The 22,357-nt window shown below is 53.0% G+C and carries 18 protein-coding genes and 1 tRNA gene; 13 read left to right on the top strand and 6 right to left on the bottom strand.

Annotation, left to right across the window (positions count from 1 at the left end; all coding sequences use genetic code 11):
* Positions 1-49 precede the first annotated feature (49 nt).
* Complete coding sequence (locus ABRZ28_RS03035) at positions 50-1,291, top strand: anaerobic sulfatase maturase (RefSeq protein WP_330519468.1); 1,242 nt, start codon at positions 50-52, stop codon at positions 1,289-1,291.
* A gap of 116 nt (positions 1,292-1,407) precedes the next feature.
* Here the strand turns inward: ABRZ28_RS03035 and ABRZ28_RS03030 are convergent, their stop codons facing one another.
* Both ABRZ28_RS03030 and ascF read right to left on the bottom strand, forming a co-directional pair.
* Positions 1,408-2,832 (bottom strand): 6-phospho-beta-glucosidase, encoded by a 1,425-nt coding sequence (locus ABRZ28_RS03030; protein WP_330519467.1) that lies wholly within the window; start codon positions 2,830-2,832, stop codon positions 1,408-1,410.
* Between the two features lie 23 nt (positions 2,833-2,855).
* On the bottom strand, positions 2,856-4,298 hold the full coding sequence (gene ascF, locus ABRZ28_RS03025; RefSeq protein WP_319605933.1) for a PTS cellobiose/arbutin/salicin transporter subunit IIBC: 1,443 nt from the start codon (positions 4,296-4,298) through the stop codon (positions 2,856-2,858).
* A gap of 264 nt (positions 4,299-4,562) precedes the next feature.
* Here ascF and ABRZ28_RS03020 point away from each other — a divergent pair, with 264 nt between their 5' ends.
* The 7 genes from ABRZ28_RS03020 (at position 4,563) to ABRZ28_RS02990 (ending at position 12,228) form a co-directional block, all read left to right on the top strand.
* Positions 4,563-5,576: a LacI family DNA-binding transcriptional regulator gene (locus ABRZ28_RS03020; RefSeq protein WP_330519466.1), complete on the top strand. Its 1,014-nt coding sequence runs from the start codon at positions 4,563-4,565 to the stop codon at positions 5,574-5,576.
* A gap of 311 nt (positions 5,577-5,887) precedes the next feature.
* The gene (locus ABRZ28_RS03015; protein WP_330519465.1) at positions 5,888-6,868 is read left to right on the top strand and encodes a TIM barrel protein; all 981 of its coding nucleotides are present in this window, start codon (positions 5,888-5,890) and stop codon (positions 6,866-6,868) included.
* A gap of 70 nt (positions 6,869-6,938) precedes the next feature.
* Positions 6,939-7,979 (top strand): sugar ABC transporter substrate-binding protein, encoded by a 1,041-nt coding sequence (locus ABRZ28_RS03010; protein WP_319605936.1) that lies wholly within the window; start codon positions 6,939-6,941, stop codon positions 7,977-7,979.
* A gap of 19 nt (positions 7,980-7,998) precedes the next feature.
* A complete protein-coding gene (locus ABRZ28_RS03005) occupies positions 7,999-9,492 on the top strand; it encodes a sugar ABC transporter ATP-binding protein (protein WP_319605937.1) in 1,494 nt (497 codons plus the stop codon).
* A gap of 42 nt (positions 9,493-9,534) precedes the next feature.
* Positions 9,535-10,506 (top strand): ABC transporter permease, encoded by a 972-nt coding sequence (locus ABRZ28_RS03000; protein WP_330519464.1) that lies wholly within the window; start codon positions 9,535-9,537, stop codon positions 10,504-10,506.
* The gene (locus ABRZ28_RS02995) at positions 10,506-11,363 is read left to right on the top strand and encodes a MurR/RpiR family transcriptional regulator (protein ID WP_319605939.1); all 858 of its coding nucleotides are present in this window, start codon (positions 10,506-10,508) and stop codon (positions 11,361-11,363) included. Before ABRZ28_RS03000 ends, ABRZ28_RS02995 begins: the two co-directional genes overlap by 1 nt.
* 1 nt (position 11,364) lies before the next feature.
* Positions 11,365-12,228 (top strand): ribokinase, encoded by an 864-nt coding sequence (locus ABRZ28_RS02990; protein WP_330519463.1) that lies wholly within the window; start codon positions 11,365-11,367, stop codon positions 12,226-12,228.
* 416 nt (positions 12,229-12,644) lie between these two features.
* Here ABRZ28_RS02990 and ABRZ28_RS02985 read toward each other — a convergent pair whose 3' ends face one another.
* Positions 12,645-13,016 carry a hypothetical protein gene (locus ABRZ28_RS02985; RefSeq protein ID WP_330519462.1) on the bottom strand — a complete coding sequence of 124 codons (372 nt, stop codon included), beginning with the start codon at positions 13,014-13,016 and terminating at the stop codon, positions 12,645-12,647.
* Between the two features lie 135 nt (positions 13,017-13,151).
* Positions 13,152-13,928, bottom strand: coding sequence for an alpha/beta fold hydrolase (locus ABRZ28_RS02980; RefSeq protein ID WP_330519461.1), 777 nt, complete (start codon positions 13,926-13,928; stop codon positions 13,152-13,154).
* Between the two features lie 555 nt (positions 13,929-14,483).
* Between ABRZ28_RS02980 and ABRZ28_RS02975 the strand changes: the two genes are divergently transcribed.
* The 5 genes from ABRZ28_RS02975 to ABRZ28_RS02955 all read left to right on the top strand — a co-directional run bounded on the left by ABRZ28_RS02975 (position 14,484) and on the right by ABRZ28_RS02955 (position 19,112).
* The gene (locus ABRZ28_RS02975) at positions 14,484-14,927 is read left to right on the top strand and encodes a CesT family type III secretion system chaperone (RefSeq protein ID WP_319605943.1); all 444 of its coding nucleotides are present in this window, start codon (positions 14,484-14,486) and stop codon (positions 14,925-14,927) included.
* 16 nt (positions 14,928-14,943) lie between these two features.
* A complete protein-coding gene (locus ABRZ28_RS02970; RefSeq protein ID WP_330519460.1) occupies positions 14,944-17,049 on the top strand; it encodes a hypothetical protein in 2,106 nt (701 codons plus the stop codon).
* Between the two features lie 699 nt (positions 17,050-17,748).
* On the top strand, positions 17,749-18,003 hold the full coding sequence (locus tag ABRZ28_RS02965) for a ribbon-helix-helix domain-containing protein (RefSeq protein ID WP_330519459.1): 255 nt from the start codon (positions 17,749-17,751) through the stop codon (positions 18,001-18,003).
* A gap of 4 nt (positions 18,004-18,007) precedes the next feature.
* Positions 18,008-18,322 (top strand): type II toxin-antitoxin system RelE/ParE family toxin, encoded by a 315-nt coding sequence (locus ABRZ28_RS02960; RefSeq protein WP_330519458.1) that lies wholly within the window; start codon positions 18,008-18,010, stop codon positions 18,320-18,322.
* Positions 18,323-18,626: 304 nt separating this feature from the next.
* Positions 18,627-19,112 carry a GNAT family N-acetyltransferase gene (locus ABRZ28_RS02955; RefSeq protein ID WP_330519457.1) on the top strand — a complete coding sequence of 162 codons (486 nt, stop codon included), beginning with the start codon at positions 18,627-18,629 and terminating at the stop codon, positions 19,110-19,112.
* Between the two features lie 348 nt (positions 19,113-19,460).
* Here the strand turns inward: ABRZ28_RS02955 and ABRZ28_RS02950 are convergent.
* Together ABRZ28_RS02950 and ABRZ28_RS02945 are read right to left on the bottom strand one after the other, a co-directional pair.
* Positions 19,461-19,536, bottom strand: a tRNA-Gly gene (locus ABRZ28_RS02950).
* A 316-nt stretch (positions 19,537-19,852) separates the two neighbouring features.
* Positions 19,853-22,357 (bottom strand): PEP/pyruvate-binding domain-containing protein, encoded by a 2,505-nt coding sequence (locus tag ABRZ28_RS02945; protein WP_330519456.1) that lies wholly within the window; start codon positions 22,355-22,357, stop codon positions 19,853-19,855.

Raw genomic sequence — 22,357 nt, 5'->3', positions numbered from 1 at the left:
GGCATCCGGCCGACCCGCTGACGCATTTCCCCGTCGATGATAAAAAACCATGACTAACGTGATCGAACATTTCCAACTGATGGCGAAACCTTCCGGTTCGGTGTGCAATATTGACTGCCGCTACTGCTACTACCTGGAGAAGCAGCGCCTCTACCCGGAACGCCAGAGCCATTGGAAAATGGACGCGCAGACGCTGGAAAATTACGTGCGCCGGAATATCGCCGGCCAGCAAACCGATGAGGTCGGTTTTTTCTGGCAGGGCGGCGAACCGACGCTGCTCGGCATCGACTTTTTCCGGGAAGCGCTGCGCCTGCAACAGCGGTGGCGCGGCCGTAAACGCATCAGCAATTTTTTCCAGACCAACGGCACCAATATCGACGACGACTGGGCGCGCTTCCTGAAACAGCATGACTTTCTCGTCGGCCTGTCCATCGACGGCGATCGCATCAGCAATGACGCCCACCGCCTTACGCGCGCCGGGAAAAGCGCCCACGATGCGATCATCAACGGCCTGAACGCGCTCAAACGCCATCAGGTTGAATTCAATACCCTGACCGTCGTGAATGCGGAGAACGTCAAACGCCCGCTGGATGTCTACCGTTACCTCAAGCGCATCGGCAGTCGCTATATGCAGTTTATTCCGCTGGTGGAGCGGCGCGCGGCGCAGGCCGACGAACACGGGCTGACGCTGATCCAGCCCGACTTTTCCGGCCAGTGCCGCGTCACCGACTGGTCGACGCCCGCCCGCGCCTACGGACGCTTTCTTAACGCCATTTTCGACGAATGGGTGCAAAACGATCTGGGCAACGTATTTGTGATGAACTTCGAGCAGACGCTGGCCAAAATAGCCGGTCGCCCCGGCTCCTGCCTGATGGGAGAAACCTGCGGCGACAACCTGATTGTGGAGGCGAACGGCGACATCTACTCCTGCGATCATTTTGTGTATCCGGAACATAAGTTGGGGAACATCAACCAGGACGATCTGCCGACGCTGGTGAATTCGCCGCAGAATATCGCCTTCGGTCAGAGCAAGCGGGAGAATATCAGCAGCGAGTGCCTGCGTTGCGCCGTCCACCCCCTGTGCAACGGCGGCTGCCCGAAGCACCGTTTTAATCTCTCCGCCGACGGTCGTCCCAATAAAAACTATTTCTGCGACGGCTATGCGCTGCATCTGCAACATACGCTGCCCGTTATGCGGCATTTACTGCTACTGCTGAGGCAGGGAAACGCGCCCGGCAAGATCAAAAAAACGCTGCGCCATCATCATTATCGGCGCCACAAAGCAGGGTGAATCGGTGATTGCGCCTGACTAATGAATTACATGATTAGGGGTAATGAGACGGGGAGTGACGCACGGCGATCGCAACAGTTCGAGCCGCGCCGGGGCGGGAAACCCCGGCGGCAAATTTAATCCAGATCCGCGCCATTGCTGGCAATCACTTTCTTATACCACCAGAACGACTTTTTACGTTTACGCGCCAGCGTCCCCTGCCCGGCGTCGTCGCGGTCAACATAGACAAAACCGTAGCGTTTGCTCATTTCGCCGGTGGACGCGGAAACCAGATCGATGCAGCCCCAACTGGTGTAACCCAGTACCGGAATGCCGTCTTCTATGGCTTCGCCCATGGCGCGGATATGTTCGCGCAGATAGCTGATGCGGTAATCATCGATAATCTCGCCGTCGGCGTTGACGTCATCACGCGCGCCGAGGCCATTTTCGACTAAAAACAGCGGCTTCTGGTAGCGGTCGTACATCATGTTCATGGTGATGCGCAGCCCCAGCGGGTCGATGCCCCAACCCCATTCGCTTGTCGCAATGTACGGATTTCGCAGCGATTTCACGATGTTGGCCGCGCTGGTGTTGTCGGCGTTCATCTCCGCCGACGCGCAGCGCGAGGCGTAATAGCTGAACGAGACAAAATCGACGGTGTTTTTCAGGATCGCCTCATCCCCCGGCAGCGTCTCAATGCGGATGTCTTTTTCGCGGAACAGGCGGGCGGCGTAGGCGGGATAAGCGCCGCGCGCCTGAACATCGATAAAGAACAGGTTTTCACGATCCTTTTCCAGCGCCGCCCACACATCTTCCGGCTTGCAGGAATAAGGATAAAAGTTTCCGCCGGCCAGCATACAGCCGACCTGGTTTTGCGGGTTTACCTGATGGGCGATTTGGGTCGCCAGCGCGCTGGCGATCAGCTCGTGATGCGCGGCCTGATATTTCACCTGCTCCTGATTTTCGCCTTCGTCAAACACCAGCCCCGCCCCGGAAAACGGGCTGTGCAGCATGATGTTGATTTCATTGAAGGTGAGCCAGTATTTCACCAGTCCGTCAAAGGCCTCAAAACAGGTGCGCGCATAGCGGGTGAAAAAATCCACCATGTTGCGATTACGCCAGGAACCGTACTCAATGACCAGATGCATCGGCACATCAAAATGGCACAGCGTCACCAGCGGTTCGATACCGTATTTCCTGCACTCTTCAAACACCGCGCGGTAAAAGGCGACGCCCTCTGCGTTGGGCGTCAGCTCGTCGCCGTTCGGATAGAGGCGGCTCCAGGCGATAGAGGTACGAAACACCGTAAAGCCCATTTCCGCCATCAGGGCGATATCCTCCTTGTAGCGATGATAAAAATCGATCGCCTGATGGCTGGGGTAAAACTCGTCGTCGCGCGGCGTAAAGCGCTTCTCCAACCCCAGTTTTACCGGCAGACGATGAGCGCCGTGCGGGATCATATCCACCGTCGCCGGGCCTTTCCCCCCCTCGCGCCAGGCCCCTTCGGACTGGTTGGCGGCCAGGGCTCCCCCCCATAAAAATCCTTGCGGAAATACAGACATGCAATACCTCGTCGTAGGCCAAATCAGGCCGTTGCCTGTTTAATCGTGTTCGCTTGCGCGTCGGTTTTCGCGCGTTCTTCTTCCACGGGAATATCTTCAAAACCAAGCAGCAGGGTCAGGATAAACGACAGCACCACCGCCAGCGCCATCACCCCGAAGACCCAGGCGATGCTCATCGGATTGGCCGGATCAAAGAACTGCACGCTGGTAAACAGACCGGGCGCGGCCATCGAATGGCTGGCCAGACCGGCGATGCCCGCGACGGCGCCGCAGATAAACCCGCTGATCAGGCTGGCGATAAGCGGGCGTTTCAGCCGCACCGCCACGCCGTAGAGCGCCGGTTCGGAGATGCCGGCCATAATGGCGGATGCCGCCGCGGCCAGCGCCGTCTGACGCAGTTCCGGGTTTTTCGTTTTCCATGCCACCGCCAGTGAAGAGCCGCCGAGCGACAGGTTGGCGCCGATTTCGGACGGCATCACCATCCCCTCTTTGCCGGTTTCGGCGATGGTCTGGATGATGGTCGGCGTAAATACGCGGTGCATGCCGGTCATCACCAACAGCGGCCACAGCGCGCCCATGATGGCGACGGACAGCCAGCCCAGATAGCCATGAATGGCGTACACCAGCGCCGAGATGGCGCTACCGATCCAGATGCCGATCGGGCCAATCAGCAGAATGGCGAGCGGGGCCGCAATCAGCACGATCAGCATCGGTTTAAGAAAGTTTTTCGTCACCGCCGGAGTGATGCGATCGACCCAGCGCTCGATATATGACAGACACCAGGTCATCACCAGCGCCGGGATAACGGTGTAGGTGTATTTCACCGCGGTGACCGGGATCAGCGCGAACTCGACATGCTCGCCCTGCGCGGCTTTGGCCATCAGGTCGATAAAGCTCGGGTGAACCAGCACGCCCGCAATGGCGATAGCCAGCGACATATTGGTTTTGAATTTCACCGCCGCCGATGCCGCCACCATCAGCGGCAGGAAGAAGAACGCGCCGTCGCCGATGACGGTGAGGATAGCCAGCGTCGAGGATCCTTTCTCCAGCACCCCGGTCATCTCCAGGATCATCGCCAGCAGTTTCAGCATCGATCCGCCGATGATCGCCGGGATCAGCGGCGACATGGTGCCGATCAGCGCGTCAAGGATGCCGGCGCCGATGCGTTTCAGCGTTATTTTCTGTTTGCCGACGGGTTCGTCCGGCCGCATGTCGCCTGGCAGCAGGCCGACCACTTCGCGAAACGCGTAGGATACCGTGTTGCCGATGATCACCTGACACTGGTTTTCATTGCGCACCACGCCGAGCACGCCGCTGATGTTTTTCAGCGCGGCGCCGTCGATTTTCGTATCGTCTTTCAGCACGAAACGCAGACGCGTCATGCAGTGGGTCACGGCAGCGATGTTATCGACGCCGCCCAGCGCGGTGACGACAGAGTGAGCCAAAGCCGTATAATTCTTTGACATCGGATTTTTATCCTTTTTATCAATAGGGTACAGATTCACCGCTCGACGTTGAGTGCGGAAACGACCGCGATGAAACGCTTCATAGGAAACCGGTTTCACAAAATTATTGTGAGTTTTACCGAATGAAACAAGATTACAAAACAACCATTTTTTATATTCGTGACAACGATCACTTAACGGAGATATCAGCGGGCGATTCCCGCTACGACAATCCCGCCGAGCTGAAGTAAACTGCGCTACATCGATAGCGAACGGATGATCAACATGACCACAATGCTGGAGGTAGCGAAGCGGGCAGGCGTGTCGAAGGCGACGGTTTCACGCGTGCTTTCGGGCAACGGCTACGTCAGTCAGGAAACCAAAGACCGTGTGTTTCAGGCCATTGAAGAGAGTGGCTACCGGCCCAATTTGCTGGCCCGCAGCCTGGCGGCTAAAAAGACGCAGACGCTGGGACTGGTGGTCACCAACACCCTGTATCAGGGGGTTTATTTTAGCGAGCTGCTGTTTCATGCCGCCCGCATGACGGAAGACCAGGGGCGTCAGCTGATCCTGGCGGATGGTAAACATAGCGCGCAAGAAGAGCGCCAGGCAATTCAATACCTGCTCGATTTACGCTGTGATGCGATTATTATTTATCCGCGCTTTCTCAGCGTTGATGAAATTGATGAGATTATCCAAAACCATTCTCAGCCGATTATGGTGCTTAATCGTCGGCTGCGTAAAAATAGCAGCCACTGCGTCTACGCCGATCATAAATTATCAAGCTTTACCGCCGTGTCGAAATTAATCGCCATGGGGCATCGCGATATTGCGTTTATTACCGGCTCCCTCGATTCCCCCACCGGCGTCGAACGCCTTTCCGGCTATAAAGACGCGCTGGCGCGACACAACATTGCGCTGCGCGATGCGTTGATTGTAAAGGGAAAATGGACGCCCGCCTGCGGTTCCGCCGGCGTCGCCGAATTATTATCGCGTGATGTGAACTTTACCGCGCTGGTTGCCAGTAACGACGATATGGCGATCGGCGCCATTAAACAATTACACGACAGCGGAATAACCGTTCCGCACCCGGTCTCGGTTATTGGTTTTGATGATGTCGCGATGGCGCCTTATATTATTCCGTCCCTCGCCAGCGTCAGAATTCCGGTGACGGAAATGATCAAAGAAACCATTGGCCGCTTAATTTTCATGCTCGACGGCGGCGAATTTAAATATCAACAAACCTTCGTCGGCGAACTGATAGCACGCGACTCGCTGACGTCCGGACCGCATGCCTGAGAATATCGCCTGCCATCGTCAGCCGTGATGATGGCGGCTCATCCCGATGGTGGATTCAGGTCACTATCCCCACTTCACCCAGTTTCAGACGCCTTCCCACGACAATGACGATCGGTCTGCGTATCCGCAGAGGAAAGGTTGCGTCTCAGGCGCACTGCGTCAAACAAAATTCGTGAATAGCCTCTCAATTTGATTAACAAAAAAGCAACTCAGCTTGTCGCCGTCAGAAGCCCGTGATATCTGTATTACAACTTTACTAAAAATAGTAAAACAGGAAAGTACATTACAGCTAATTTACGTAAGGAGACTCCATGTCGGAACTTAAATTTGCCACACGTCTGAATTCCTTTGCTTCAGGCGCCTATCGCTACTGGCCGGAACTGAAAGGTAAACCTTCCGTATTGCAAATGATTGAACGGGCCGCCACGGCCAAGGGATTGACCCATCTGGATCTAAATTATCCGCAACACATCACCGACGATGTTAAAACCATGCGCCGGAAAATCGAGGAAGTGGGTCTGGCGGTGAATGGCATGCAAATGCGTTGGGATGCGCCGGAATTTAAAATTGGCGCGTTCACTAACCCGGATCCATCGATCCGTCGTCAGGCTATCGAGTTAACCAAGCGCGGCATTGACGCGGGACGGGAGTTCGGCGCCAGTTTAATGACGCTGTGGATGGGTCAGGATGGCTATGACTACTGTTTTCAGGCGGATTACAAAAAAATCTGGGAAGATGCGGTAAGTGCGGTGAGAGAAGTGGCCGAATACGCCCCGGATATTGATATCAGTATTGAATATAAACCCAATGAACCCCGTGCCTACAGTATTTTCCCGAACGTAACCACCTGCCTGCTGGCGGTGGAAGAGGCCGGCTGCCCGAATTTAGGTCTTACTCTTGATTTCGCTCATGTTCTGTTTGCCAATGAGATCCCTGCTTATGCCGCCGCCATGGTGGCCCGCCGCTCGCGTCTGCTAGGCCTCGATCTTAACGATGGCTGGGGCAAACGCGATGACGGCCTGATGGTCGCTTCCGTTAATCCGCGGGCCACACTGGAATTTCTCTGGCAAATGCGCCGCGATGGCTATCAAGGCGCCTACTATTTCGACACTTTCCCGGACGCCAGTGGTCTGGACCCGGTTCGTGAAGCCGAGACCAATATCGCTACCGTGACTCGATTACTGAAGCTGTGCGACAAACTCAACGACAATGTTGAGTTGCTCGATGCCATCGGCCGTCAGGATGCCGTGGCATCGCAGCAAATTATTAACGACGTAATGCTTGCTAAATAGCCCTTGCCGTTTAGCTGTCGGCTCGGGCATTTGAGTAAATAACAAAAACTACAAATAGGAAGGATAGAAGATGAAAAAACAATTACTTTCTGTACTCGCCTCTACCCTGTTTTGCTCCAGCGTCTATGCCGCGGACTTACCCCCGTTGCAATCCGACACCGAACCAGACCGTACTGACTGGACGGAACTGACCGCTAAATATGGCCCGCTGCCTGCGGCGAATAACAAGCTGAAAATTGGCGGCGTATCCAAAACCCTGACCAATGAATATTGGCGTTCCCTCGGTCAGGGCTACAAAAATGTCGCCCAAAAATATGGTTTTACCCTCGCTTACCAGGCTGCGGCCAATGAAGACGATCAGTTGGGTCAGCTATCTATCGCTGAAACATTGATCGCCCAGGGATTTAACGGCCTGCTGGTTTCCCCCCAGACTGACGCCAATTTACAGCCCGCCTATGAAAGAGCCAAAAGCAAAGGCATTCCGGTCGTCAATGTAAATGATGCTGTTATGCCAAACGCCGCCTATTATGTAGGCAACGTGCAGAAAGACAACGGTGTGCGGGTTGCAAACTGGTTTATTAAAAATAAACCGGAAGGCGGTAAGGTGGCGATAATCGAAGGTCAACCTGGGGTATACGCCGCCGCCCAACGCACCAAAGGTTTCCGTGAAACCATCGAAGCCAATGGCAAATATGCCGTTGTGGCCAGCATTCCTGCTAACTGGAGTCGTGAAAACGCCTATAACTCCGCCTCGACCATTTTGCAACAACATCCCGATTTAATTGGTTTCTATGCCAATAATGACGGTATGGCCCTGGGCGTCGTGGAAGCCGTGCGTTCGCAGGGTAAAAGCAATCAGGTCGCCGTATTTGGCACCGATGGCATTTCCGATGCTTACGCCTCCGTTAGGCGAGGCGAATTGACCGGTACGGTCGACAGCTTCCCGATACTCACCGGTGAAGTGGCAATGGAAGTCATGCTGCGTCTTATTAATGGCCAGAAATTGTCACGTGTCGTCTCCACGCCTCAAGCGCTCATCACTAAAGAAAACGTGGACGAATTCTCAACCAAAGACCATGAAACGCTGCGCAAACTGCTTGCCGGGCAATAAGTAAAGCGACGGAGGGTTTATGGAACAATATTGCTTAACGATGCGTGGGATCGGCAAAACTTACGGTAATGCCGTTGCGATTCAGGACGTAGACTTTTCAGTAAAGCGTGGTGAGGTACATGCCCTAATCGGTGAAAATGGCGCGGGGAAATCGACACTGCTGAATATTCTTTCCGGCGTTCGAGCCTCCGATACCGGTGAAATAACGGTGGACGGCAAGGTTATTCAGTTGAAAAACCCGCTATCCGCTCGCCAGGCCGGCATCGCCATGATTCATCAGGAGTTGCAGCATGTTCCCGAGCTCTCCGTTGCGCAGAATATGTTTCTCGGGCGACCGTTAACCAAATACAAAGGCTGGTTTGTCGATAAAAAAGCCCAGTATGCCCGGGCAAAATTAATTCTTAGACGTCTGGATCCCAGCATCGACCCTGATGAACCAATAAAAAATCTGAAGGTTTCACAACAACAAATCGTGGAGATTGCCCGCGCTCTGCTTGATGAAGCCAAAATCATTGCTATGGATGAGCCCACATCAAGCCTGACCCCCACGGAGTTCGAGCGGCTGGCGGAATTGATTTCCGACCTGAAATCAATGCAGGTTTCGCTGATTTACGTCTCCCATAAAATGAATGAGATTTTTAAAATCTGCGATCGCGCCACCATCTTGCGTGACGGAAAACAGGTGGGCGTAGTGAACATCTGCGACGAAACAGAAGAAACCATCGTCACCAAAATGGTGGGGCGAAAAATCGAAAAAGTACGGCATCAGTCCTTTGTTACCGATAGAGAAATCCTGCGCGTGGAAGACCTTGGACGTGACAAAGCGGTATTCCCGGCCAGTTTTAGCGTACAGGCCGGCGAAGTGTTGGGAATTGCAGGGCTGGTGGGTTCTGGACGCACCGAACTGCTAAAACTGATTGCGGGTATTGATGTAAAGACCAGCGGCAGCGTGCGGGTCGGCGGCAGGCCGGTGAAAAATCTCAATGTTCGCTCCGCCATTCGGGCGGGTATTGGTCTGGTACCGGAAGATCGCAAAAAAGAGGGAATCATTAAAGAACGGGCGGTGAAAATGAATGTGGCCCTCCCCTCAATGGGGAACTTCACCCGCTATGGATTATTAAAAAAAAGGAAATTAAATCAGGTGGCGCAAGAGGTGATGACGGATCTGAAATTGCGCCCGTTAAATATCGAAAAACCTATCGGCACCTTGAGCGGCGGTAATCAGCAGAAAGTTATTATCGGTCGCTGGCTGGCAGCAGATAACACCGTATTTCTATTCGACGAGCCAACCCGAGGTATCGATATAGGCGCCAAATCCGAGATTTATAATCTGATAGAAAAATTGGCTCAACAGGGTAAGGCGATTGTGGTGGTTTCCTCCGAGATGCCTGAAATTATTCGTATTTCCGACAGAGTTATCGTGATGCGTGAAGGGAAAATCACTATCGAGCTTAAAGGTGACGATATCACTGAAGAAAATATCGCCCGTTATGCGATCAATGATCCGAATTAAATAATAACGCTGTAACCTACACTTATCATTAAGGCAATTATTATGATGACAAAAGGTAATACTCAACCCACCGTACATCCTTCAGCGCTATTTAAATTTAATCTGCGCGATGCAGGTACTTTGATTGGTTTAATGATTATTATTGTCACCTTCTCTCTATTATCTCCGGTATTTCTTACCGTACCAAATTTACTGAATATTCTTCAGCAATCGTCGATCAACGCCATTATTGCGTTAGGCATGACGTTGGTTATTATTTCCGGCGGGATTGATCTCTCCGTGGGGCCGACAGCGGCCTTATCGGCGGTGCTGGGCGCGACCTTGATGGTGGCCGGCGTACCCGTTCCCCTGGCCGTCATGGCCACATTGGGCGTCGGGGCGCTGTGTGGCGTATTCAGCGGTACTTTGGTGGCTTACGCCGGGCTACAACCCTTCATTGTCACCCTCGGGGGATTATCTCTGTTTCGCGCCATGGCATTAATCTTTACCGGCGGCAATCCGATATTCGGTATCCCTACGGAATTCCGCGATTTCATTAATAGCGAGCTGTTAGGGGTCCCAGCCCCCATCGTTATCGTGATTGTCATCGCGCTGATTCTATGGGTATTAATGAATAAAACCCCTCTGGGTGAATATATTCTGGCGGTGGGCGGCAACGAAGAGGCTGCAAGGGTTGCGGGTGTGCCGGTGAAAAAAACCAAAGTTACGGTATTTGTTATTTCCGGATTATTAGCGTCGCTGGCTTCTCTGATTCTGATTGGGCGTCTTGGAGCGGCAGAGCCAACTTTAGGAAACTTATGGGAACTGGATGCCATCGCGGCGGCAGCCATAGGCGGCGCGTCGCTGATGGGTGGTAAAGGCAGCATCATTGGAACGATTGTCGGAGCGATTATTCTCGGATCATTACGTAATGGTTTGACACTCCTTAATATTCAGGCTTTTTATCAATTGCTTGCTACCGGACTGATTATTATTATAGCGATGTTGATTGACAGAGCGACACGAGGCAAATAATGACGCAGGATCCGCGAGCAATAGGCGCTCAAATTCGCATGAGACTACCACAACTGACGCCACTGGAAAGGAAAGTGGTGGAGTCTATTACCTCGAAAACAGATTTATCCGAGCAAACCTCACTGAAAGAAATCGCTCAAGAGAATAATGTTTCTGAGGCAATGGTGGTCAAATTGGCTAAAAAACTCAATTTCTCGGGTTTTCGGGAATTCAGAAGTAGCTTGATTTATTACAACCATTCTGAGGTAGCAAGCCTGCATGCGGAAATTGAACCTAGTGACTCATCGGAACAATTACTGACCAAGGTATTCAGAACATCCATTCAGGCAATAGAAGAAACGATATCGATTCTTGATGTTTCTGAATTTAATCGTGCTGCTGATATTTTGTTCAAGGCCCGGCATATCGATTTATACGCAGTGGGCGGTTCGGCCGCCGTTGCCCGTGATATGGCTCACAAGCTGCTGAAGATCGGGATAAAGACAACGATGTACGATGACGCCCATATTATGCTGATGTCAGCGGCTATTTTATCGGACGACGATGTGGTCATCGCCATTAGTCATTCAGGCACCACGCGTGCGGTAAATGCCCCAATAAAACTCGCTGCGCGCAATGGCGCCAAAGTCATTGCCATTACCAATTATGCCGAGTCGCCCATTGCGCGTAATGCGCATGTGGTTCTCAATTCAACCTCTCAGGGCTCGCATTTGCTAGGGGAAAACGCAGCATCGCGAATCGCCCAGTTAAATATACTGGATGCATTGTTTGTAGCGATTGCGAAAAAAGATCTTAAGAAGGCAGAAAAGAATCTGATGAAAACCCAGCATGCAGTCCAGAATTCAAGAGAATATTAGCATGAGTAAAATAGTGGTCATCGGTAGTCTTCATTACGACATTATGTTGCAGGCGCACCATCGGCCGGAAAAGGGCGAAACCGTTATGGGTAGCGCCTGCTCATATAAATTTGGCGGCAAAGGCGGTAACCAGGCGGTTTCCGCGGCCAGGGCCGGCGCGCAGGTAAGTTTTGTCGGCGCGGTCGGCGAGGATGAACAGGGTAAGTTTTTACTCTCGGTACTTAAGGATAACGGGGTTGATATCCGCCATGTTGCGGTGAAGGATTGCATCCCTTCCGGTATGAGTGTCGCAATTATGGACGCAGAAAATGACTACGGCGCCGTAGTGGTATCCAATGCCAATAACCATATAGATCCGCAGCAGTTTAGCGAAGACGGCGTCTGGCAGCAGGCGGGCATGTTGTTATTGCAGAATGAGGTACCGGAAGCGATCAACATGCTGGCAGCCCGTGAAGCCCAAAAACGTGGCATTACCGTGTGCCTTAATGCTGCTCCGGCGCGTGAGCTCTGCGCATCCATGCGCTCCTCGATCGATCTGCTGGTCGTTAACGCCGTTGAAGCCCGTGATCTCACAGGAATCGAGGTCAACGATCTCTCTGGAGCCAGCGCGGCGGCGGCGGCGCTGAGCGAGGACTTTCCTTCGGTGGTGGTTACTGCCGGCGAACATGGGGTCGCATTCTGCGAAACCAAAGGTCAGTGTCACGCCTTGCCGGCGCAAAAAGTGGTACTGGTCAGCACCCATGGCGCAGGAGACTGCTTTATGGGCGCCCTATGCGCCGCGATGATGCAAGGTCAACGTCTGGCAGAAGCGGTGGTCAAGGCCAACCGTGCCGCCGCTGAGCATGTTTCCCGCAAGGCGCCCTGATTCCTGCCCTGTCGTATCCGAAGACGAATAGTCGGTGATAAAAGCATCTGACAAACCGATTTTCATGTACTGATTTATGTACTACTTCGGTGTGGTTGACGGTGGATTTCACTGGATGAGAAACAGATCGATTATACTGTTTAATCAGTGGGATACAGACTTTGCCGGATGTCTATAGAAAAGAAATCGGAGCGGGAAACGAGACAAGCGCTAAGTCGTAATTTATTAATGCTCAACCGATATTTTCTGTGTCAGTTGAGCCTTGAAATTAGCCTTGTGTTGCAGGCTCATCAAGCAATACATGGTACTCAATGCCAAAATCAATCCGAGTCGAAAACTGATACCAAATTTAATGAAATTATTGAGTCGACTCATTTAGTAATCTTTAGGTATGAAGGAATTCCTTCAACATCGGGTTACCCTGGCATTTCTCGAATATCTGAACGAAGGCTGTTTACCAAAGCCGTTGAATCCGCATTCTTTTTTTCTGATATTTCATTTGCATATACCTTTGCCAAATCAGATTGTTCTTGACTTCCATAGAGGTGAATAAGTGCTATAGCCTCTTCTACATGAATTGCTTTATTAATAACCTTTCCAGCTTCATCCTCTATTATCAAAGCGCCATCAAGACTTGAGCGTATAAATGCTTTGTAGCAAAATGATAGCGCCTCAATACGCGTGGCTCGACGATAATTATTAGTATCTCTTCTGGACGTATAGTAATGCGCAACGATCCACCCACCAACGGCAATAATAACAGTGAACAATATCTTTATATATTCCATAACTACCCTCGCTAGTTTACTCTGAGCAGTAAGGAAGCGCTGATCCAAATCAATTATTAGCCACGATTATACTTGTGCTCATCCTCCCAAATTGAATTAGAAAAAAATCGGGCGTCAGCGCCGCCCTGTCATTTTTTATGCTTTTTTTTGCAGAAACTCTAAAATAAATGATGCGATTAATTCCGGTCGTTCCTCGTGTACGCAATGATTAGAAAATGGGACAGTAAATAAAACCGATTTATCAATGATATCAGCCAAACTGATTGAATGATGACGTGGAACCAACCAATCCTCATCGCCTCGAATAATCATCGTTGAGCAAGATATATTATTGACAGATCTATATGGATATCCGGTTTCACTCGTATCTAGCCACATTTTAACTATTTCAGTTAGTAACTGTGAGAATCTGGGATCCTCATTCAATGCTTCGTAGGCCTTAACATTATCAGGGAATTTATTTATCCACTTTTCAGGCGTTATATCTTTATATACTTCTCTGGCTGGATCATCCGTTGCCAGATACCACTGCGCGCCAATAGTAATCAATTTTTCGACTCGCTCAGGCCTTGATGCCGCCAGCCTAAGCGCTACCGTACCGCCATCGCTATGACCCACGATACTACATTTGTCTAATTTCAAATGATCCATGAGCATTTCTACGTCATTTTGCAATAGCGCATAACTCAAATTACTGCCAAATGTCGATTTCCCATGACCACGGCTATCTATTCCAATACATCTATATTGTTCTGGAATGTGGCTGATCATCCCATTAAAAGACTCAATATTAAGCATCCCTCCATGAATAAAAATGATTGGATACCCCGACTCATTGCCTTTTATTTCATAATATATCTTAGCATTATCGTTTATAAAAAAATCGCCGTTTTCATGATTAAAAACATTCATAATCCATATTTCCTTTCAATAAATTATAAGATTTCAATGAGTTGACAACTATGCCAACTGTATCATGGTTGCGCTCATTATAGTTCAGGCGATGCGACGAAGTATGGCTCTAATCCGGCCGGAGCTTGCTGACCACGAGCTATGGCAATCGTCGGTATCGTTAAAGGGGTCGGCTTCGTCGGGCGACGGACGCGCCTGTGGCGTCCGTATTCCGGACGGTGAAATACGCGCCGCAATGGTCTTCGCCCGGGTTCAGCACGCTGGAGGCGGCGCGAGAACGGGGAGATAACTTTACGTGCGAGTACCTTATCCCTTTGCCGATATTCGGCCGCAAAGAAGGCGTTGTCACAAATAATTTTTATTCTGAATGGAACTCACTTTTATTTCAAAACGACATAATGATCAGCGAAAGATAAACGCTTGGCCCTTTCAGGTCTTCTCTTTTGATCGTGAACCAAGGGTTTCGGTATCTACGTCCTAAACAATTCGCACCGCCGCCTTGCTGCGACTTGCAGTAGACGGTTTCCTTGGCAATCATTACAGGAAGATATAAAGATGAGTCTGAAAGACTATCGGGCTTTGATAGATGATTTCTGCGACCTCGCAGAGATTCCTCGTAGCAGCGTGTTGTACGAACGACCTCATTTCGAGATCGATGGCATCGATTTTTCCTTACCTTATGTCGCACAGCCAGAGCCAGGCCACATAGCGATCCACGCCGATCTGGGTCCACTGCACGGTAAGTATTCGGCACAACAATCCATTGCGCTGCTAGACATGAATTTTCACCTTTTCAATGCGCCCTACGGCGCGGTGTTGGCCCGCAATCCCAAGACCGAAAACATTCTGCTCATGGGCGCAGCCGGCCTTGAGCAAGCCTCAGCAGCCACGCTGTTGTCCGTGCTTTCCGCCTGCGCCGCCTTCGCTCACCAGTGGCACAAGTCCGTCGCCACAGGTTCCGCCCTTGTGCCGGTCGCCACCACGCACGGTCAATCCTAAAGAGAGGAGCAATGACATGCGTATTAATGATATACAGCCTCATTCGCTCACCCTGGGCGACTTCCCCACTCAGCCAAAAGCGTCCGACATTGCGTCGACATCAACAGTCAGTATCCGACTATCCAGTAATCCTCCGCTGCTGAGCAAGCAGCTTGAACGCTCCGCGTCCTTCAACGCGCCGCAACATCAGCCGTTGAAATTGCCGGAGCGCCATCAGGAACTCTTTGATAATTACCGGCTGGATTTGATGGAGCGCGGCAGCACAGATACGCCCCGAATTGACGGCGCGCTTCCCCGTCTATTAGGAGGGATGCTGGAAGCCAACCCCGGTGCGCGCTTCGACGATGTGGCGGCTTATCTGCCGGGAATATCGCCGCCGCCGCGGCTGACCGATTCCAGCGTTGCCGACAGACTTAACGAAATTGCGGCGCGCAGTGAACCGCATTCTCCCCCGGATGTGCGCGAAACCGCCCAGGTTTTCGCTGAATATGCAGGAAAGTTGGGCGACTACCTGGAACATGCTCATCTACTGCACGATACCGCGTTGCGCGAACAGAACCTTAGCCAGACGGATCGCGCAGATGTCCGCCGCAGCCAGACGGCACTGGCGTCAGCGGCGCGAGAAGCGATCAAGAGCGTTCCCGACGCATTTGAAACAAGCCAGAATAAGGTTAAGGCAAATCTGGCGCTGCTTGAACATGAGCTTGCCGAGACGGCACCTTCGGATGACCGTATTAAGACGATCCAGACGGAAATGAAAGCTCATGAGCAGACTCTGGCGTTCCTGCAAGGCCTACAGACTGACTATCAGGGGCATTCCAAAGTTAAACACCTCGCGACTATACAAGCTCACCTTAATCTGGAAGATGTTCAGGCGCGCTTGTCCAAATCGCTGGAATCGACTGAAAAAGGTAAGGTTATTATGGGGTCGGCTATCGTTCAGGGCGTTCAGACATTCCTGCATCTGGGGGAAGTGCGATCCTGGATGAACGTCGCCGCGAGCACCCAGATTACCCGAAACGACGCGCCAGGTTATCTGGGGCGAGCAGCGATGGCCGGCAGCGTTACCGGGTTCGCGCACGAAGCCATCGGCGGACTGATGAAACCGATTCTGGAAAACGGTCTACAGGCGTTGGGCGTTCCTGGACTTAAACCCGTCAAGGCCGATACCATCGTCCCCAACCCCCTGCGCTCAACGGTAGGCGAGTACGGCGAGGTGGTGAAAAAATCATCACACACTCTGGCGGAGGAAACGACCCTGGCGGATCGGGAACGTTTACGGGTAAGCAACAAACAATTACGCAGCGATACCGTTTTGGCGCTAGGGGATTCGATGGCCTTTATCCCGCGCAGCGCCGTTCAGGTGCTGCGTCAAAGCCTTAACGATGCCGGCGTCGCAGATCTGAAGACGCCACATATTCTCTCAGGATTCGGCGCTCTGGGTTCCGGTGCGGCAGGCGCGATCAAATCAGTAGTGCAACTGAATACGTCTTACACCGATCCTCAGGGGCGTAAATTCGCCATCTTCGAGCCGCAGAAAACACCCCAGACGAGCATCGGCGACAAGATCAAGCAGAGCCTGGACATCAGGCAAGATAGAGTGCGCAGCAATTTCTACAGCAAAATGGCGTCGGCGGTGCAGGGGTCGCTCCTAAGTGACCTGACGCCTAAAACCAACAGTTCGACGCCGCTCAGCAGCGGGCAACGCGCCACAAACGCTTTGCTCGGGATGAGCTCGCCAATTACCTATCTTTCCTCCATTTATAGCAATCAAGCCGTTTCTACGGAAATTAAGGCGCGCAAAGGGAAAATCGAACCGGGGGATCGCCTCGCCAACGCGGCGTTCAACATAGCGGCCCAGCACCGGACTCAGCTTCCGCGTGCGACCGGCTCGGACAGCTACCTGCGGCCATTAGAGAACACTTATCACGCGCTGCGTGGGGTGTTGCAGGTCGCGCCCCAGGCCACCACCGAGATGATGAGTCTGCTGGATCGCGGAGTAACAGAAGGCGTGCGTCGAGTCGCCGCGGCTATAACAGACGACAAAGCGACGCCAAACGGAACCGGAGACGATCCGCCGGCATCGTCCGCCAATGCGGGGGAGGCAGCCCCTCGCCGATAGTTTGCAGGCCGCGCCGCGGCTTGCCCCGCAACGAAAAGCGGAAGTGCTATTTCTTCGCGCCTTTGCCGGTCACGAACAGTGACAGCCCGTCGGTATCGTTGAGAGAATAGGCTTTGCCGGTGGTGCGGGCCTGCCGGGCGACGGCATCGGTACGCCATTAAAGTATGGTTGAAGAGAGGTGTACCGCGCACAGGGAAGCGACTCAGCAAACAATCCGCATCGATAACGCACCCGATTTTCGTGTACTGACTTGTGTACTACTTCGGCGTGGTTGGCGATGGTTTTCAGTGGATTTCGCTGGAGGTTCAACAGAGCGGTTAGCCTGTTGAATCAGAGAGCTACAGACTTTGGCGGCTGTCTATAGAACAAGAATTAGAGCGGGAAACGAGATAAGCGCTGAGTTGCCAAGTCTTAGTTTATTAACGTTAACTCGATACTGTCAGTATCAGTCGAGCCTTGAAATTCGCCTTGTTTTGGGGGCTGGTCAAGCAAACGAATTAACAGCGTCTTTGAACAGCCATCAAAGCTCAATCGCCCTTTCCGATTAATATTATCCCCACAATGCGCCAATATTTCATAACCTCATGATAATTGGCTTTTTATTTATCTAATCTATACCTTATGGCATACGGCCTGACGTTGTTTTTGTATTATTTATTGCTTATATTCAATACGAGATACATCAATGAGGAACACACCATGTCCCGAACCACGACAATGACCGTTCGCCTCAAAGGGCCGCTGAGCGACTTCGTGGCCGCCAACGTAGGCGAAAACGGCGCTTACGATAACGTCAGCGAGTATATCCGGGACCTGATCCGCCGGGACAAAGAGCGGGTGGAGGCGGAAGCATTCGAGCGACTCAAGGCCGAACTGACTAATGCCTTTGCTGCACCAGAGTCATCATACGTACCCCTGACTGCCGCAGATATCATCGCACGCAACAAGGCCTGAGCGTATGGCTAATGTTCGCATACAGGAAGCCGCCTCTTATCGTCTTGACGAGATCTACCGATATACGCGCGAGCGATGGGGTATAGAGCAAGCGGATCGCTACATTACCGGCATGTTTCAGGCATTTTCCAGGATAGAAACCCATGAAGTCGTATCGCGGCCGGTACCCGCCGAATTTGGAGTAGAGGGTTTCTTCTTTCACTACGAGCGACACGTTGTCTACTGGCGCAGACTATCAAACGGCGACATCGGTATCGCGACGGTCCTGCACGAGCGGATGCATCAGATTGATCGGTTTCGAGAGAACTTTGGCATTTGATGGCGGCTTAAAGGGGGTTGTTTTTAAATGAGTTAAGGGGCGTTGATTCGTACTTAATCTGACACATTACTACTCTGGGTCTATCAGAGCTGACCGTCGGCTCAGTGCCAAAAACGGACTTCCTCAGGAGATTTTTCTTTCTCCAGATCGATTAACGCGAGCGGCTACTGACGAAGTCTTTCAACAATTTTCCTGCTATATGAATAGGTTGGATAACCTCGTTGCGTGCCGTTTCGGCGTTTCGTTGCTGGCAGGCGGCAAGAATACTCGCATGGTCTTCCTGAAACTTTCAGAAGGAAACAACATGGATATAACCATCTGCAAACCACATGAGTATGATGATTTAATTGATGTTTTTATTGAAATGGAGACTTACTACAACGAAGTTATACGGCTCTCCAGGAGTGATATGTCGGCTTATCTAAAGAACAAGGTATTTTCCGCCGACTCAGGTACTGAGGTTCACAAAGTTGTTTGCGATGGGTCTATAGCTGCTTTTTCTTGCGTGTCCGTGATGTACCCCTCACCGCGTTTCAGTGGACAAATGTTTATTAAAGAGCTGTTTGTCTCTGAGACTTTCAGGAGAAGAGGTATTGGCAGAAAGCTGATGGCATTTATAGCGCGTCGAGCTCAGGAACGGGAATGCTTACAACTGGATTGGCTGTCAGTATCAGCAGACCCAGTGGCTCAGAAATTTTATAGATCTTTGGGGGCTAATGTTATCAAGAGCGTTAACTACCATCGGATTTTTGGCGCTGCGATGGATAAACTTTCCCGCGGGGCCACCTGATACGACGTCAGTCAGAGAACGGCTGAGCATTGTTTACTGTTACGCCTGTTAGGCAAAATACAGCCGGGGATTCTGGATAGGCTTTAGGTTTGGCCATCATGCCATGAATGTGACTGCCCGCCATAGGGTATGCCTCCTTCCAGATTGAAGAGAGGTGTACCGCGCACAGGGAAGCGACTCAGCAAACAATCCGCATCGATAACGCACCCGATTTTCATGTACTGACTTGTGTACTACTTCGGCGTGGTTGGCGATGGTTTTAGTGGATTTCGCTGGAGGCTCAACAGAGCGATTAGCCTGTTGAATCAGAGAGCTACAGACATCAGCGGACATCTATAGAAAAGAAATTGGAGCGGGAAACGAGACTCGAACTCGCGACCCCGACCTTGGCAAGGTCGTGCTCTACCAACTGAGCTATTCCCGCAAAAATATTTTTTGCCGATGCAAAGGGCTTGCGCGGCTACCGATGATAATCATTGTAATACAATGAATTATATAACTATTTACTAACTCCCTCATCGGTGGCCAGCATTATGTACCAATCATTCATCGCTGACAAGCCCTTTTAACCATAAATTCCGGCCGCCCAGTGCGATTGCGCAGATAAGCAGCCGAAGGCTCAAAACATCGCCACCTCGGCGCTGATGGTCGGGCCGGGTCGATCCGACTCCGCCGCGTAGCGTCTCGCCAGCCGCAGCAACAATCCCTGACGTGCTGGCGAGCGGTTTACGTCGGCCCGGCTACAGGATGCTGATCGTACCGTTCCTGCCGTCCAGCCTGACGCGCATGCCGTTTTCCAGACGCGACATCACGCCCCGTACGCTCATGACAGCCGGCAACTGCAACTCTCTGGCCGTCACCGCGCCATGCGAAAGCGGGCCGCCGCTTTCGGTAATCACGCCGCTGGCGCGATAAAACAACGAGGTCCACGCCGGATTGGTGGTTCTTGCCACCAGAATCGCGCCTTTGGGAAACAGCGGGAAATCGTCCGGGCTGTGGATTAAAAACACCTCGCCCTCGACGGTACCCGGACTTCCCGCCAGCCCCGTCAGCTCATTGCCGGTCGGGGTATCTTCCGCGCTATCCTGCTCGCCGTGGTTCCAGGCCGGGCTGTGCTGCTTGGCCTGCCGCCAGCCCGCCTGATTGGCGTACACGACCTGCTCCAGCGTGTCGAAACGCCCTTCGCGGATGGCCTCATCCAGCACGCTGAATGGGGCGAAATAAATATCGCCGGCCTCGCGCAGTATCCCGCGCGCCGCCAGACGCTCGCCGACCGCTTTAATCCCTTTGCGGAAGGGCAGCGTCAGACGCGTCGTCTGGTAATGCTCAAGATCGTCCAGATAGGTGTAAATCCGCGCCAGACGGATCACCTCCTCGATAAAATAACGCACGCCTTCCGGAACCTGATTTAAATACTGGTGCTGCGCCGCGGAGGCGGCCAGCCGCGCTTGCAACGCCTGACCGGCCAGGTCTTCATCGGGCAGTTCAGCCAGCATATTCAACTGGTCCAGCACCGCGTGCGGCGCTTCCAGCCAGGTAGGATAGTAAGCGTCGAAATCCAGTTCGCGATGACCGTGACGTTGCAGGAACTGCGTCAGCTCCTGTTCAAAGGCCGGGTAATCCGACAGCCGTTCTACCAGTTCGCGGGAGGAATACTGTTTAAACGCCTGCATCAGCGCGGCATCCTGGCGGATCAGGCGGGAAAGCGCCCACAGCTCGCTATTCACCTGCCCGGTTTTGGTATCGGAAACCGACAGCAGAAGATCGAACGTCGTCTTCGCTTCCGCCGCCGGCATCGACATGCTCAGAAGCTGATAGAGCACGGCATACAGCGTGCGCTGCGTCAGCGAAATCGCGATATTGGGCAGGAAGTAGCGCTTGCCGGCATCGCGTACGCGCAGCACATAGCGCCAGCACTCGTCCAGTTGCCGGCTCGACAGGTCTTCGCGCAGCAGCGCGCCGATATCCAGCAGATAGGTGTCCAGATCGCGCATCCAGCGTACAGGCAGTTCCTGCACCCAGGCGTAGCGCCTCGCCAACTCGGGCAGCGCGGCCTGTAGTTCTTCGATGGAGTGGATGCCGCCTGGCATTCTTCCCGCGTACAGTTCGACCGCGTTCTGGTTGCCGTAGATATAAAAGTCTTTGATGGCGAACCATTTGCCGCCGAAGTGCGGCAGCCCCATCAGTTCGAAAGAGAAGTTGAGCGATTCATGAAATCCCTCCTCCACCAAATCCCAGGTCAGCGGCGTCACGGCGTTGGGGAAACGCTCGGCGGACTCGTCCCGCGTCCAGCGTTCCGGGACGAAGGTGACCGGGCGCGATTGCAGCAGGTAGCAGACGCCGCCGGAGAACGCCCATTCAATGTCCTGCGGGAAACCAAAGAACGCCTGCGCCTGCTGCGCCAACTGCGCGACGGTGCGGCACTGGGCATCCGTCAACGCCGGGCTGCCGGCCTGCTCGTCTGATAAAGCGACGTGCCGGACGCCCCGATCGCTCTTCAGGATAATCTCGTTCTTCTGCGCGATATTGCGTTCAGCCACCGTCAATTCCGGCAGCGCTACGCGAAACTCATCAACCGCCGCCTCGCCGCCGACTACCGATTCGCCCAGGCCGAAGCAGGCGTTGATCAGCACGCGGTTAAGATCGCCGCGCACCGGATCGATGGAAAACGCAACGCCCGCGCTGTCGGCCGCCGTCATCTCCACCATCTGCTGCACCACCACCGCCATTGAAGCGTCAAGATGGGCGAGATTGAGGCGCGCGCGATAGCGCATCGCATGTTCATTCCACAAAGAGACGTAGCAGTCACGCAGGGCGGTAAGAATTTCCACCGCGCCGCGCTGGTTAAGGAAGGTATCGTGCTGCCCGGCGAACGCCGCGCCGGGCAGATCTTCGAAAGTCGAGGATGAGCGCACCGCGACGGCCCACTGCTCGGCCTGACGAACCTGCAACTGCTCGTTTATCGCCTGCGTCAGTTCATCCCCGACAGGCTGTCGGCGGATTAAGTCCTGAATGCGCCGGCTCTGCGCGGCGACATCGTCTCCGGCCTGCAAGATCGCGTCAATCTGCGATCGCAGCGGCGCCAGGAATGCACGGTAAGCCGCGCTGGTGACGATAAAGCCGGGCGGCACCGGCAGGCCGCCGGCGGTAAGCCGCGCCAGACTGGCGCCCTTGCCGCCGCTGAGCGACAGCTCCACGGCATGGGGATCGGCAAACGGCAGGACAAAGTCATTGGCTACGTACAT

This window comes from Brenneria sp. g21c3 (genome assembly GCF_040240345.1).
In the GTDB taxonomy this organism is placed as follows: domain Bacteria; phylum Pseudomonadota; class Gammaproteobacteria; order Enterobacterales; family Enterobacteriaceae; genus Brenneria.
Note: the sequence above shows the minus strand (reverse complement) of the source record. Positions and strands in the feature narration are given on the sequence as shown.